This is a genomic window from Mesorhizobium sp. LSJC280B00, assembly GCF_000502835.1.
Lineage (GTDB): Bacteria > Pseudomonadota > Alphaproteobacteria > Rhizobiales > Rhizobiaceae > Mesorhizobium.
Genome location: NZ_AYVL01000040.1, coordinates 23,789 through 37,892 on the forward strand (window position 1 = coordinate 23,789; position 14,104 = coordinate 37,892).

Genomic DNA, 14,104 nt, shown 5'->3' on the forward strand with positions numbered 1-14,104 from the left:
GGACGGGCCAAAGCCCATACCAACCTTGATCGATCAGGGCTGTGTTGCTTCATCTAAGGAGGCAGCTACCCAAGGTCGCCCTTCAGCCAATGTTTGAGCATGATCACCGCGATACCAGCAAGGATTGCCAGCACTATCATCCAGATGATCTTTTGCCGATCGCTCAATTTCCTGCTCCTGATCGATTCAGAGCATTCCTATCGCGAGTTCCTTGCAAACGCAAAAAGCCCCGCGTCCCGTGCAGATAACACCAGCTGATCCGCCCTAGTCGTCGGCGATCGAGCTTGCAATGACCCTGTTCGATGTGATCCGGACCTCGGGAACGTCAAATGGACAAGTGCTTGCGATTGCCGACTGTCAATATGTAGAGTTTGGAAACTTGCATTCCGTTTCTGTCCTCGCCGATTGTTTCGGCATCCGTCCGGGCGAAGAAACGCTCCTCGAATGCCGCGCGGTCGACATCGAATAGGTTTATGGAGCAAGGTTGCACGGACTTGCCATTCAAGTGGCTTTTGTCACCGCGATCATGGTTTTGGCCGGGAGGTCGTCACCGGTAGCCTCCCAGCCCTGGAAGGCGCCTACGTCACCGACGGGGGCAAGTGCTGCGTCGCCGGATACCGGAGTCCATCCGCGTCTCCTGGCCGCAGGACGGTTCGTTCGAAGTCAGGTCCATGGGCAAGACAAATACCGTGAAAAGCTTCCAACGCCAGATCGACATTTATCGGCACGCACCAGCGGCGATCTCAGGCATATAGCAGCGAGCGCCGGGATAAAGAGGGGCTTCGACATCAGCACACCGCAGGGTCAAAAAATGGACCCTCTGGCACGTTAGTCAAGAGTGCCATTTGGCGGGCCCAGCGGCTGCGACGAGATCGACCTGCATCCGACTGTCGGCGGCTGCGCCGTCGCCCCGTAGTATCATTCGCCAGTTATTCTCCGACGCGGTCCGCATTGAAGACCCGCGGTAGCCGTCGAACTTGTGTGTCCATTCCCTCGGCCCTCGGGAGGCTTCTCCACCAGGGTGGGGATCAAAGGAGCGATGAACGCTGGCCGGCTGGGGCTGGCAGTTACTCGTTTACGCATGGAATCGTGTCTAGGTCGCAGGCATATATCCGCGCTCCACACGTCCTAACGTTGGTTGAGATCGGCAGCCAGACCGGCCAGCCACTCTGTGCGCCAAGCGGATAGAGGTGAGTGTCGATCGCGAATTGCAGAAACGGTTGCCAGCGGATAATTGCAAAGTCAGCGCGTCACGCGTACGGATCCATAAGCCCCAGCGCGCTTACATCCATAAGCACCCCAAACCCAATGATCTGCTCCAGCGCAACGTTGCGAGACAATGTGCCCAAACTTTTGGCCGGTTCGGACTTCATGCGGCTGACCAGGGCGTATCGATTGTAGACCGCCAAACCGACCATCGCGACGAATAGGCTGATCTTGAACAGGAGAATTCGACCGTAGCTGTTGCGCGGATCGGGGAACGAGCCAAGCATTAGCCAAGTGGTCATAGCGCCCGTAAAAAAAATGAGCGCAACCGCCACCATACCAAAGCGGGAGAAGCGCCACAGGACGGTTTCCACGCCTGCGACTTCGGATGGATGCCGCTGCGCTGCCGCGATTAGCAGGCCGAGGGGCAGGAGGCCACCTATCCACGCCCCGGCACTTGCAACATGGAGAGCTTGAGTCAGTGAGGCTAGAAGGCCCAACGCCGCCGCGTGGCCCTGCCAACCCTCACAGGTCAGTAGCAAGAAAGCCGGCCCGACGACCAATTCGGGCCGCCCCGAGAAGCTGATCACCAGGAGCAGGAGAACGAGCGAAAGGCGAACAAACCAAACAGTTCCGAAGTCGCTTTCCATGAGAACGCCGTGCAAGGTGTCAACCATACCCTCGCGTCCGGAGAGCCCGGCCGTAAAGCACAGCAGCCAAATTGCCGCGAAGATTGCGGCCGCAAGTGCGAGGGCAGGATTGATGTTAGGGGGTAAAGGCGCAAGCGCGGAAGCCGCGGTTCTGTCTAGCGCATAGAAAGGGAAGAGTGCCGACCCGAATAGAATCATCACTGAGAGGAAGTAGACCCACCGGGCGAAGGCCAGAGTGCCATCAACGTCCATTTCTACGGTCTGACTTCAAATTTGAAATTGCCCTTCACCTTGTGCCCGTCTGCTGACAGCGCGTGCTAATCAACTTGATAAACACCCGGCGCAAGGGACCTTGATACAGGTGACACCATGTCCTCATCGCGCACCGCGATCTCCGTGGTGATCTTCGCACCATCCGGCCCCGACAGATCGATGCCCGAGAATCGAGCCTCAATGGATTCGCTAAAGCGCAGTCGAATCTCAGTGGGCGGAGCGGCAATGGTGCTATTGATCTCTGGAGTAGCCTGGACCAATCGAGCATGCGCAAGCGCCTGGCCCGATAATGGCACGCTCCACAGCGCAACTGTGGCGATCATTCGGATAGTTCGGTTCAACGCGAACTCCTCCCGACGTTCATCAAAGACTATGCACTTTCTGACGAGTATACGAATTTGTTGGTGTTGCAGGGCCGCGACTGTTCGAGCTGTCACGAAATTTTCCGTTTGCCGGAAAAGTGATGGGAGATCAGGCCAACACGTTACCGACCGCCGAGACTCTCGATTGAAGGTCACGGACGCCGCAAGCGTTTGTAATTATCAGGACAAGCGCGGGCCAAACAAGCGTTTGCGCCCGCGTGACTCCGTTTCAGCTACTTAACCGGGATCATGAGATGTGCGTATGGAGTGCCCGGCCACATCACATAGGGCTTGGATGTGTCAGGCTTGGGGTCCGTCGGATAGCCCTGCATCATGTCCATTGCGTTGACGATCATCACATGCGGGCCGGTCTCTATCCAATTGTTGCCTTCCTCGGGCTTCGTCGCATAGGGATCGGTGTTGCTGCCATCGGTACCGCCGGACAGCATGTACATGAAGCCGACCTTGCCCTTGGGCGGTTCCTTCTTTTCCATCCATGCCATCGCCCATTCCATCGCGTTGGCATCGCCGCACATTGGGTCCGGGCCGGGCGTGGACGGGCTGTCTGGCATGCACCAGAAGCCGTTCTTGCCCTCGCGCAGGGTGCGCATGGCGCCCTTTTCATCCGCGGCGTAGACCGCAGCGCCGCTTGCCACGGCAGGGGGTGCAGCAGATTCAGCGCTCTTGATCATCGCAGCGTCGTCGGCGGCTGCGCCTTGCATCGTAACCAAACTGCCTGCCGCCAAAAAGGCAGCGACCGTCAGAAGCCGTTTCATGGCCGTTCTCCGGTTTGAGTTGATCTTGTGCATGACGTCCGACGCACGGCTTTCCAGAGCTGTTTGTCGGTGATCAAACAGTAGCAGATTACATGCCTCCGGACAATTTACGTTTTAGCGCTGTCTAATGTCTTTGCAGGGGGCGTGCTATTAAACCTTCAAATCGGTCACGAAACTCCTGAGGGTTCACTAACCAAGATGGTGCTGTTCAGCGAGTGGCCAAATTTGCGCGGTTTCCCAGCAACCTTGCTTGCGTCGTCAAATCGCCACCTGCCCTAACCCTAGATTAGCCCGCGCATCGTCAGTTCAGCCTTCAGATAGGCATAATAGATCGGCGCGGCGACAAGACCCGGCATACCGAACCAGGCTTCCATGAAAACCATCGCCAGAAGAAGCTCCCAGGCACGCGCATTGATCCGCGAACCGATGATCTTGGCGTTTACGAAGTATTCGAGCTTGTGAATGATGATGAGAAAGGCAAGCGAGCCGAGCGCTGCAAGGAAGGAGATGCTGAGGCTGACAACCACGATCACCGTGTTGGAGATCAGATTGCCGATGACCGGCAGAAGGCCGGCGACGAAAGTCAGCGCTATCATTGTCCTGATGAATGGCAGATCGATGCCGAAGGACGGCAGAACAGCGACGAGATAGACCGCCGTCAGAAACGTATTCAACGCCGAAATCCGGATTTGCGAGAACACGATGTTGCGAAAGGCCTTGCTCAGAATGTTGACACGATCCGCCAGCGCGACCGCCAGTGGGCCGGGCTCGCGCGATGGCGCCGCCGAGCTCACCGCGATCAAGCCGCCGATCACCATGCCGACGACAATGTGGACCACCAGGACGCCAACATCCCGCCCAACGAGTTGAAGCTGGCCGGCATGTTCGCGGAGCCACCGGGCCGCGAAGACTTCCAGTTCCTCGATGTTCGAGGGAAAATAGGCCATCGCCCAGGTCGGGAGATGGACGCGCGCGGTATCGATGATCTCGGCCATCTTCTTGAGGAGCGTCACGACGTTCTCCGAACCGCCAGTCAATTGCGACATGCCGCTAAAGATAGCGGCGGCTATCAGGAGCGTGAAGATCAATGCCACCAAGGTCAGCGCAAGGCTTTTCGTCAGGCTGTTGGAGACGCCGATTCGATGGAGCATCGGTGCGGCGAAATGAACGAGATTGAACACGAGAAGGCCCGAAAGCAGTGCCGGAAGCAGCCCGAGTTCGAGAACGGCGACGAGCGCTATAAGCGCAAGCAGGCACGACGCGAGATAGAACCATGAGAAAGTCAGCACTTTTCACCTGCAGAAGCAGCCAAGTCCTCTCCGGGTTTCATTAGCTTTGATACCCGGTGATGCGCAAGCGAACACGCGTTCAACACGTGTGTAAGGCTAACCGCCTCGCAGATCCCATGCTTGCGCGCCAGGTCGCCCGCTTTTGCCCCGCCTCATGCTCACGCAGGACCGCGATGATCAGCTCTTCCGTAAACCGCATTCTTTTCATCAGTCCGCCCTTCAATCGAGCCGGACTCTAATCTCAGATGGAGGAAATTGCCCGTGGCAGGTCAGCCGCTCGAGAATGTTCATGCCGGTTGGCAAGAATGATCCTCTTGGTGGTGAACGCCGAAGTTCATTCCGCCGCGAAGACCATCAGATCCTCGAAGGGGAACTCGACATGGTATTGGCCGGACGGAAGGGCGTCCCGGGAATAGGTCCGGATGGTCAGGTCATTGCTTTCGAAAATGACTTCATGCCGATCGCCAAGGAAAAGGCTCTCGACGCAGGTCATGGCAATACGTCCAGGGCCGTCCTCCCCGGACCACGTCACCCGCTCAAGCCGGACGAGTGCGGTGACTTTGGCGCCGACGGTCAGCTCCTGCTGGGCGCTGCCCACAAGATGGATGCCGTTGGCGACAATTTCCGCACGGTTGCCGTTGATGGCGGTAACCACGCCGTCAAGGCGATTGCTGGCGCCCATGAACTCTGCTGCAAACAGGCTCTTCGGCTTGTTGTAGATTTGCTTGGGCGTTCCGTCCTGTTCGATCTGGCCGCCGTTGAGCAGCAGGATGCGGTCGGCGAGCGCCATGGCTTCCACCTGATCATGGGTGACGCACAGCGCCGATAGCCCGAGATTGGTGATGAGGCGGCGCAGCCAGATCCGCGCTTCTTCGCGTAGCTTGGCGTCCAGATTTGAGAGCGGCTCATCGAGCAGAATCACGTTCGGCTCGTAGACCAGCGCACGGGCCAACGCCACGCGCTGCTGCTGTCCGCCGGAGAGCTGATGCGGATAGCGCTCGCCCAGTTTGCCGAGGCCGATGCTGTCCAAAGCCTTCTGGACGCGGCTCGCAACATCTGCCTGGGACACTTTGCGCAGCTTCAGGGGATAACCCACATTCTCGGACACCGTCCGATGCGGCCACAGCGCATAGGACTGGAATACCAGCCCGAGACCGCGCGTTTCCGGCGCCAGATTGATGTTCTGCCCGGCATCGAAAAGCGGCTTGTCACCGAGCAGTATCTTGCCGCTCTTGGGTGTCTCCAGACCGGCGACCGCTCGCAAGAGCGTCGTCTTGCCGGACCCGGACGCGCCGAGCAAGGCGACGATCTGACCCGGTTCGACCGAGAAGGACACACCTTTCAGGATTTCAAGGTTGCCGTAACTGAGGCGCAGGCCGTCTATGATGATGTCAGTCATTGAGGCGGACTCCAAAGCGCATCGCGAGGGCAAGACCGGTCACGATGATGACGGTGTTGATGACGGCGAGAGCCGAGACCAGATCGATCGCGCCGGTGCCCCAAAGGGAAACCATGAGCGAGCCGATCACTTCGGTTCCCGGTCCGAGCAGATAGACGCCCGTCGAATATTCACGGGCGAAGATCAGGAAGATCAACAGCCAGGCCGAGAACATGCCGCCGCGGATGAGCGGCAGCGTGATGTCCCGGGCGACCCGGCCCTCGCTGGCGCCAACTGACCGGCCGGCTTCCTCGAGCTCCTTGCCGATCTGCAGGAGCGTTCCGGAAATCAGCCGCATGCCATAGGCGAACCAGACAATGGTATNGGCGAGCCATACCGAGATCATCGTGGCACGCAGGGGTGCGATCGGCTTGAAGAAGAGAAATATCCACAGCATGGCCAGGCCAGCCACAATGCCCGGCATCGCCCGCGGTATCATGGCCACGTAATCGACGACTTTAGTCAGGGGTGCGTTCGAGCGGTGACCGGCGAGTGCCACGGCAGTATAGGCCGCGATCGAAGCCGCGCCGCCGACCACCGCGACGCCGACCGTGTTGAGAATGGCGCTGATGACATTCGGATAGTCAGCGAGATCGCGATAGTGATCCAACGTCAGCACCTGGAAGATATTCACCCCGACGCCCCAGCTTGTCACCAGTGAACGAATTGCGACGCCGCCCACCGGTATGATCACGGTGGCCGCGANGCACCACCGGCATCACCATGGGCAGCGACACACTGGCGGCGACGCGCCAAGGGCCAGCGCCGGCGGTGCGTGCCGCCTCTTCGAGGTCGGCGCCAACGTTGCGGAGCGCCGCCGATGCATAGAGATAGACATGTGGGACATGGGTGAGCCCGGCAATGATCGCGATCGATGTCACCGAATAGACATTCCAGGGCACGTAGCCGATCATCGACTTGACCGCCAGCGAGACGAAGCCGACTGGTCCCAGTGTCATCACATAGCCGAAGGCCAGCACCACCGCCGACATGAAAACCGGGATCAGGATGATCGGCTCCAGCCAGCGCTTGCCCGGCACGTCGGTGCGCACGATGATGAACGCCAGCAGGATTCCCACCGGAACTGCGATCACCGTCATGCCCACCGCGAGCTTGAGCGAAGTCGTCAGCGCTAGCCAGAAATCCGCGTCCGCGAGGATGAAGCTGTAGGCGTTCAGCGACAGATGCGCGNGCGAAGTCGTCAGCGCTAGCCAGAAATCCGCGTCCGCGAGGATGAAGCTGTAGGCGTTCAGCGACAGATGCGCGGTTTTCTGGAAGAAAGGCGCGGACAGAAAACTCTGATAAATGATCAGGGTGACCGGTGCCAGCACCACCAGGATGGCGAGGAGGTTGGTGCTGACACGAAAGACACGGAAGGGCATGATCGCCTCGAACAAAGCCGGGGGCCGTCCGCTAGCAAGAGCGCAAGCGCGCGGTTCCGATGATTCTTAATAGCAAGAAGGGTGAGAGAGCCGACTGTGGAGGCACTCCCGATCAAGCGATTACTCGCCCTTCATGGCTTTCTGCCACTCGTTGAGGAACGCCAGCCGTGTCGTCTCGTCGAGACCTTCGAGCAGCTTGTCGTCGAGCGCGATCGGGTGAACGTTTTCACCGGCGGCGGCCTTTATGGACGCCAGCGTGGTTGCCCCTTCAACGTCATCACGAACGGCATAGAGCTTGATGTCGTCGGCGATCAGCTTCTGCGCGCGCGCCGACAGCAGATAGTCTACGAATAGCTTCGCAGCATTGGGATCCTGGGCTTCCGCCGGAATGACGGTGGCGCGGGTGGTCACCAGGACATAGTCCTTCGGGATTATCACACCGAGGTTCTCGTCCTTGGCCTGCTTGGCGAGGCCATATGAGCCGAAGATGCCATAGGCGATGGAATGTTCGCCAGACGTGACCTTCTCGATCATCGAGCCGGCGGAGCTGTAGAGCTTGATATGGGCCTTGCCAAAAGCCTTGTTAAGCGCCCAGGAATCGGTCCAGTTCTTGGCGTCCTGGTTGTAGAAATAGAAGCCGACACCGGATTTTTCCGGATCGTAGGACGCGATCTTGCCATCATATTCTGCGGTCTTCCCGGTCATCAGCTTGAGAAGATCGGCGTGGGTTGCGGGAACATCGCCTTCAGGCACGAGACGCTTGTTGTAGACGAAAGTCACCGGGTCGGCGGTGGTACCATAGACCATGTCCTTGTAGGACGCCCAGGCCGGAAGGTGGGCCGCCTCCACGGATTTGTATTCCTGCGCATAGCCGTCTGAGGCAAGTTTGATCTGCAGATCCGGAGCCGAAGACCATGCGACATCTGCCGTGCCTTGGCCCGAAGCGGTTTCGGCAATGACGCGATTGTAGAGTTCGGTGGAATTGAGGTCGGAATATTCGACGGCGATGCCGGGGAATGCTGCTTCGAAGTCCTTGAGCAAGGGCTGGACCAGCGCCGCATCGGTCGTCGAATAGATGCTGAGCTGTCCTTCCGCGGTGGCGGCGGCCACCAGATCCTTGTAGTTGTCCGGATACCCGGCGGGGATCTCGGCAGCGGCGGCAAGCGTCGCGAAAGCGGCTGACAGCGAAAACGCGGCCATCATCGTCGCAAGACGATTTTTCATTAGGGTCTCCTCCAAGTTCGCCTAAATCGTACGCCTCCAGGCACAAAGGCGAGTATCATCCTGACCTGTCACCAACCTGTCACGGCGATGTCGAGGTTTGCTCAGCCGACTAGGCCCGATGGGTCGTGATCAGATTGTCGACGACAGCCGGATCGGCCACATCGACGTATTGCCGAATTTTTGAAATCTTGGGACGGCATCCTACGCGTCACGGTCGCTGGCCCTGCGCATCGATCATGGACTTGCTCCAATCCTCGATGAAGCGGCGGCGCAACGCCTCGTCCTGTACGGCAAGTAACGCAGGGCCGATGCGTATGGCGCGCGCGATACCAGACTCCCCAAGTTTTTCCGGGCCGTCCGCTCCCTCAGGCAATTGCCCGTTCTCGGCAAAAAAGAAGGCGCTATCCCTGGCAACCTTCTGTCCCCGGGCTGACAGAAGGTAGTCGAGAAATCGTTTGGCAACGCCCATATTCGGCGCCGTCTTCGGAATGAGCGCGCCACGACTGAGTATCAGCGCATAGTCCCGCGGGACAACGACCCTCAAATCGGAATTGCCCCTGGCCGCCGCGTAGGCATATGACCCGATCATATTGTAGCCTATATATAGGCTCCCGTTTGCAACGTCCTGAAGGGTCTCCGCGGTGCAACAACGCACCACAGTTTCCGCTCGGCTCATGCTTTCCAGAAGCCGACCGTAGACCGCCGTCGTCTGCCGCGCATCACTGAACGCCAATAGGTAGCCGATGCCCGAAAGTCGGATGTCGAACGTTCCGACCCGTCCGCGATAAAAATCGATCCGCCGCCTGAGAAGATCGGCGAGTTCGATGTGGGTGCGCGGTACGTCGCCGGACGGCACGAGGCGGGCGTTATAGACGAAGACGGCCGGTTCGTAGGTAAAGCCGAATACCTCGTCGCGCCAGTTTGCCCAATTGGCGACATGCGCGGTTTCGGCCGACACGTGCGGCGCCGCGCAGCCGTCATTGGCGAGCTTCACGAGTTGGTCGACCGACGGAGACAACAAGATGTCGCCCAGCACCGCGTCCGTCCGACAGGCTTCACTGGCACTCCTTTGCAAGTCGTTGGTGACATATTCAACATAGTCGACTGCCACGTTGGGGAAAACGGACTGAAAATCCCGGATCAGTGGTTGCATAGCCGCCAGATCGGTCGCGGCGTGGATCGACAGTCGGTCCTTCTCCGGCTGAGACGAAGGGAAAAATGCGCTGCTTCCTTCAGCAGCTCTTGCCGCGTGACCGATGCATAGGAGGACGGCAGCCATCAAACCGAATGTCGGCAATGTTCCCGTTATCATCCGGTCTTCTCCGTGGCGATGGGCAACGTCAAGGTGACGGTGAACCCTTGCGTGCCCTTCCCGCCATCCTTGCTTGTCTCGCGAAAGGTCAGCGCGCCACCGTGAGCCGCCGCAACCTCCGACGCGATGGCGAAACCAAGACCTGCGCTGCCGTCATGAGATTTGGACGTTTCGAAGCGCTGCGTGACCCGCTCCCACTCGCCCGGCGGAATGCCCGGTCCGTCATCTTCGACCTCGAGATGGGCACGCGTACCGTCGCTGCGTACTCTGACCTCAAGGCGCGACACTACTCCATGGCGCAAGGCATTGTCGATGATATTGACGATCGCTTCGCGAAGGCTGACGGCGTCCGCAAGCACGACCGGCTCGTCGTCAGGCGCCTCGAAGGAGACGATGATGTCCGGATCGATAGTTATCGGAACCGCCGCACGGAAAGCGCGCCGTGCGACATCTGCCAGATCGTGCCGCTGAAGCTGCACGGAATCGGCACGATGGATGACCATGGCGTGGCTGAGCAACTGGTTGGTCAGGCGCGCAAGTTCGCTGGCGCGCTGCTGTACGCGATCGAGATGCTGGCGGCTCGACTTGTCCAGCTTGGCTTGACTCAACAGATCGAGCTGCGCCGTTAGCGCTGTCAGCGGCGTTCTGATCTGGTGCGCCGCGTCGGCGATGAAGCGCTGCAGGAGTTTCACGCGCTCGTCGAGCCGACTCATGAAATAATTGATGGAAGTAACGAAGGGCCGCAATTCTCTCGGTACGACGACCGTTACCGGCGTCAGGTCTTGTGGATCGCGACGGCGGAGCGTCGCTCCGAGATGCTTGACCGGTTGCAGAGAATAGCGAATAGCAATCATCGCTCCAGCCAATGCCAATATGCTCATGATCGCCAGGAGGACGGTCGCCCTGAGAGTCAATTCACCCGCGAGCGCGCGACGGGCTTCCGTGGTCTGCCCAACGATGACATGCGCCCAACCGGATACGGCTGGATCGGACAGTGCGCGCGCCACCACCGCAATCCGAACCGGTTCGCCGCGATAATGCGCCGATTCCAATACCGGGACATCGTGTATTGCGGCCAGATCAACTTCTGTTTGCAGATCGGCATAACCTGTCAGCGTCGCGCCGGAAGGGCCGATCACGCGATAGAAGATGCGATCGCGGCTGGCGAGGCCCAGGAGTTCAAAAGCTGATACCGGCAGGTTGATGATGAGCGAACCGGATTCAACCGTAAGGCTGTCTGCCATCTGGATGGCCGCACCAAGCAGAAGCCGGTCATAGGCGTCATCGGCGGCGGTACGTGCGTAGTACGACGCCGCACTCACCAGAAGAGCCGCACCCAGGCCCAGCACCAGCGAGATGCGGACCGCCAGGCGCGTGAAAAGGGAAGGCTCAGCCGGTATCATCGGAAGCCAGCTGATATCCCACGCCCCGCACGGTAACGATCTGCGCCTTGGCGCCTTCCAGCTTCTTGCGCAGCCGCCCGACATAAAGTTCGATCGCGTTCTGATTGGCCGGCTCGTCAAACCCGAAAAGCTGATCGATAAGTTCATCTTTGCTGAAGACGCGGCCTGGCCGCGACGCCAGTATCTCAAGCAACGTCATCTCGCGTCGTTTCAATTGCACCTCGCGCCTGCCTACTCGGACTGAGCGGCTGCCGCGGTCGAGCACGACATCGCCACACTGTACGATGTTGGTCGCCTCGCCGCTTTTCCGCCGGAGCAGAACACGGGCGCGCGCTTCCAATTCCCGGAAATCGAACGGTTTGACCAGATAGTCGTCGGCGCCGAGATCGAGCGCGCCAACGCGGTCCTCTATCTCGGAACGGGCCGTCAACATCAGAACCGGGGTCGTATTCCTTGCCTGCCGGAGCCGTCGAACGATTTCAAACCCGTCGAGGCTGGGCAGCATGACGTCGAGGATGACGAGATCGNCTGCGCATCCACGCCAAGAACGCGGCGCGTCGGTACATGACCCGCGCTGCAAGCCACGGCTGGACCACGCACTTTGCCGCATTCAACGTATTCGACCGCACCGTGATCAGTCGCTAGTAGATGCACCACCATCGCCATCAGGGGATTATGCTTCTGGCGATCGTGATGCTGATAGCGATTGCGCAATGCCATCATTTGCGCTTCAGAGACGTATCCAATTGCGTCATTAAGAGGATATCATGCCGACAGGCGATGGCAGTTTGAGCGACATTCTTGGAATCTTGTCGGTTCTCCTACTCGTGGCCGCAAACGGCTTCTTTGTCGCCGCCGAGTTTTCCCTGGTCGCCGTGCGCCGAAGCCGAGTTGCCGAACTCGCTGCGGCTGGGCGGCTGAACGCGGCAGCGCTCCAGCGGGCCGTCGACAATCTCGATGCCAATCTGGCGGCGACCCAGCTCGGCATCACCATTTCATCGCTGGCGCTCGGCTGGATCGGCGAACCTGCTCTCGCGCATCTCGTCGAGCCTCTCTTGATCGGGCTGCTGGGGTCGTTGGCGACTGCGGGCTCACACACTGTCGCCGTCGCGATCGCTTTCATCATCATCACCGCGCTTCACATCGTGCTTGGCGAGCTCGCACCAAAGAGTCTGGCGCTCCAGCGCAGCGAAGACACTGCGCTCTGGGTCGTGCGTCCGCTCGGTCTGTTCCTCTTTCTGCTCAGGCCGGCGATTCTAATGCTGAATGGTCTCGGCAACCTCGTTCTGCGACTCTGCGGCCTGCGCCCGGGAACCGGTGAGGATTCATTGCACTCGCCAGACGAGCTGAAGCTTCTGATCTCGGCCAGTCAGGAAGGCGGGCTGTTGCAGCAGGCGCAGCGGGAGATGGTCGAGCGGGTCTTCAATATCGGCGAGCGCCGCATCAGTGACATCATGACGCCTCGGCCGGATATCGACTGGATCGACGTGAATGATGACCGAACCGAGATTCTTCGTACGATCCGCGATTGCCGCCATGAGCAGCTCCTTGTCGGCAAGGGCGGTATCGATGAACTGCTCGGCATGGTTCTGAAGAAGGACATGCTCGACCAGGTTCTTGACGGGCAGGTTCTCGATCCGATGGCGATCATCCGTGAGCCGCTCGTCGTTCATGAATCAACGCCGATTTTCAAAGTGCTGGAGCAGTTCAGGAAGGCGCCCGTCCGCATAGCAATGGTCCTCGACGAGTACGGAAGTCTGGAAGGAATTGTTACCCAGACCGATTTGCTCGAAGCCATCGCCGGCGACCTGCCCAACATCGAAGGCGAAGAGCCGGATATCGTCGAGCGTGAAGACGGCTCCCTTCTCGTGGATGGTATGATGTCGGCCCAGGACGCCTTCGATCGCCTTGGTTTTCGAGCACGGCCAACTGAAGGCGACTTCCATACGATCGCAGGATTTGCCCTGTTTCGACTAGGGCATCTGCCTGAGGTCGGGGAACATTTTGATTATGGCGGCTGGCACTTCGAGATCGTGGACATGGATGGCCGGCGGATCGACAAACTGCTCGCACGAAGGAACTCTCCCACGGGGCGGCAAGAAACATCGGAGTAAGAATGCCCGGATTCCTGCAAGACAGGCGTCGTCATTTTCATTTTTGCGTGGTTGCTCGGCGGCGCCCTTGCTTTATCCCGCAAACCCGGCAGTCGTGGTGGTGATTCTGCCGTTAGTCATGATGACGCGGCAGTTGGTTGCCTGCGTGGCTCCCTTCCCTGATGGCCTTTGGAACGGCTTGGGCTAGCGGACGGATGGGTTTCGCCTGTATTAAAAAAACTCGCCAACTTGTCCAAAGTGTCAACGGAGCATTGCCCTTGCCTTATCGCCGCTTGGAGTGTGATCGGCAATCGTGGTATCGCAATGCCGGGAGGCGACGATGCGTGTCATTTTCCGATGTGATCCAATGTTGGTCGAGCATTTGCCACGCCCGATCCTCGCGCGCGGCGCGTTGCCGGATTGGCTGCGCACAATGCCCGCTACTTCCTTTTCGGCGATCCACGGCCGCGACATTCGCACGCTCAAGCAGTGCCCGCCCGTTATCGATGCGATGACCTATGGCTTCATGATCCTCCTGCCGTGCGACGTCGTCGCCGACAAAGGGACCTTTTCCTAGGACTGGCAGATTCCGGACCCGGTCACCGGGAACCACCCCCGAGCGCCTTTGAGCTTCCACACGCCGGGGCAACTCGCAGGCAGCCCGTTTGCCACTCCCGGTCAAGCCGCTATCAAATT

Annotated in this window: 14 protein-coding genes and 1 pseudogene; 3 read left to right on the forward strand and 12 right to left on the reverse strand. The window is 59.3% G+C overall.

From position 1 onward, the window contains the following. Positions 1 to 289 precede the first annotated feature (289 nt). Entirely contained in the window at positions 290 to 469 is a 180-nt protein-coding gene (locus X773_RS70295; protein ID WP_023680183.1) for a hypothetical protein, read from the forward strand. Between the two features lie 781 nt (positions 470 to 1,250). Here X773_RS70295 and copD read toward each other — a convergent pair. The 12 genes and pseudogenes from copD to X773_RS70345 all read right to left on the reverse strand — a co-directional run bounded on the left by copD (position 1,251) and on the right by X773_RS70345 (position 11,925). After that, positions 1,251 to 2,108, reverse strand: a complete 858-nt coding sequence (gene copD, locus X773_RS70300; RefSeq protein WP_023680184.1) for a copper homeostasis membrane protein CopD — start codon at positions 2,106 to 2,108, stop codon at positions 1,251 to 1,253. A 65-nt stretch (positions 2,109 to 2,173) separates the two neighbouring features. Beyond that, the gene (locus tag X773_RS70305; RefSeq protein WP_084641759.1) at positions 2,174 to 2,566 is read right to left on the reverse strand and encodes a copper resistance protein CopC; all 393 of its coding nucleotides are present in this window, start codon (positions 2,564 to 2,566) and stop codon (positions 2,174 to 2,176) included. A gap of 158 nt (positions 2,567 to 2,724) precedes the next feature. Then, positions 2,725 to 3,300 carry a hypothetical protein gene (locus X773_RS70310; RefSeq protein WP_245274844.1) on the reverse strand — a complete coding sequence of 192 codons (576 nt, stop codon included), beginning with the start codon at positions 3,298 to 3,300 and terminating at the stop codon, positions 2,725 to 2,727. Between the two features lie 248 nt (positions 3,301 to 3,548). Continuing rightward, positions 3,549 to 4,556 (reverse strand): AI-2E family transporter, encoded by a 1,008-nt coding sequence (locus X773_RS70315; protein ID WP_023680187.1) that lies wholly within the window; start codon positions 4,554 to 4,556, stop codon positions 3,549 to 3,551. 101 nt (positions 4,557 to 4,657) lie between these two features. Beyond that, a pseudogene (locus X773_RS75570) lies at positions 4,658 to 4,764 on the reverse strand (transposase); the annotation flags it as partial. 126 nt (positions 4,765 to 4,890) lie between these two features. Next, the gene (locus X773_RS70320; protein WP_023680188.1) at positions 4,891 to 5,955 is read right to left on the reverse strand and encodes an ABC transporter ATP-binding protein; all 1,065 of its coding nucleotides are present in this window, start codon (positions 5,953 to 5,955) and stop codon (positions 4,891 to 4,893) included. Further along, complete coding sequence (locus tag X773_RS78625) at positions 5,948 to 6,628, reverse strand: ABC transporter permease subunit (RefSeq protein WP_245274845.1); 681 nt, start codon at positions 6,626 to 6,628, stop codon at positions 5,948 to 5,950. Before X773_RS78625 ends, X773_RS70320 begins: the two co-directional genes overlap by 8 nt. Next, on the reverse strand, positions 6,579 to 7,376 hold the full coding sequence (locus X773_RS78630) for an ABC transporter permease subunit (protein WP_245274846.1): 798 nt from the start codon (positions 7,374 to 7,376) through the stop codon (positions 6,579 to 6,581). Before X773_RS78630 ends, X773_RS78625 begins: the two co-directional genes overlap by 50 nt. Positions 7,377 to 7,496: 120 nt before the next feature. Then, complete coding sequence (locus X773_RS70330; protein WP_023680191.1) at positions 7,497 to 8,600, reverse strand: ABC transporter substrate-binding protein; 1,104 nt, start codon at positions 8,598 to 8,600, stop codon at positions 7,497 to 7,499. A gap of 208 nt (positions 8,601 to 8,808) precedes the next feature. Next, complete coding sequence (locus X773_RS70335) at positions 8,809 to 9,912, reverse strand: ABC transporter substrate-binding protein (protein ID WP_031212986.1); 1,104 nt, start codon at positions 9,910 to 9,912, stop codon at positions 8,809 to 8,811. Next, positions 9,909 to 11,261 carry a sensor histidine kinase gene (locus X773_RS70340; RefSeq protein ID WP_348625953.1) on the reverse strand — a complete coding sequence of 451 codons (1,353 nt, stop codon included), beginning with the start codon at positions 11,259 to 11,261 and terminating at the stop codon, positions 9,909 to 9,911. Before X773_RS70340 ends, X773_RS70335 begins: the two co-directional genes overlap by 4 nt. A gap of 40 nt (positions 11,262 to 11,301) precedes the next feature. Continuing rightward, complete coding sequence (locus X773_RS70345) at positions 11,302 to 11,925, reverse strand: response regulator transcription factor (protein WP_084641764.1); 624 nt, start codon at positions 11,923 to 11,925, stop codon at positions 11,302 to 11,304. 157 nt (positions 11,926 to 12,082) lie between these two features. On the opposite strand from X773_RS70345, the gene X773_RS70350 reads away from it, so the two are divergent. After that, on the forward strand, positions 12,083 to 13,429 hold the full coding sequence (locus X773_RS70350) for a hemolysin family protein (protein WP_023680195.1): 1,347 nt from the start codon (positions 12,083 to 12,085) through the stop codon (positions 13,427 to 13,429). 346 nt (positions 13,430 to 13,775) lie between these two features. Continuing rightward, complete coding sequence (locus tag X773_RS78635; RefSeq protein WP_023680196.1) at positions 13,776 to 13,985, forward strand: hypothetical protein; 210 nt, start codon at positions 13,776 to 13,778, stop codon at positions 13,983 to 13,985. Positions 13,986 to 14,104: the final 119 nt, after the last annotated feature.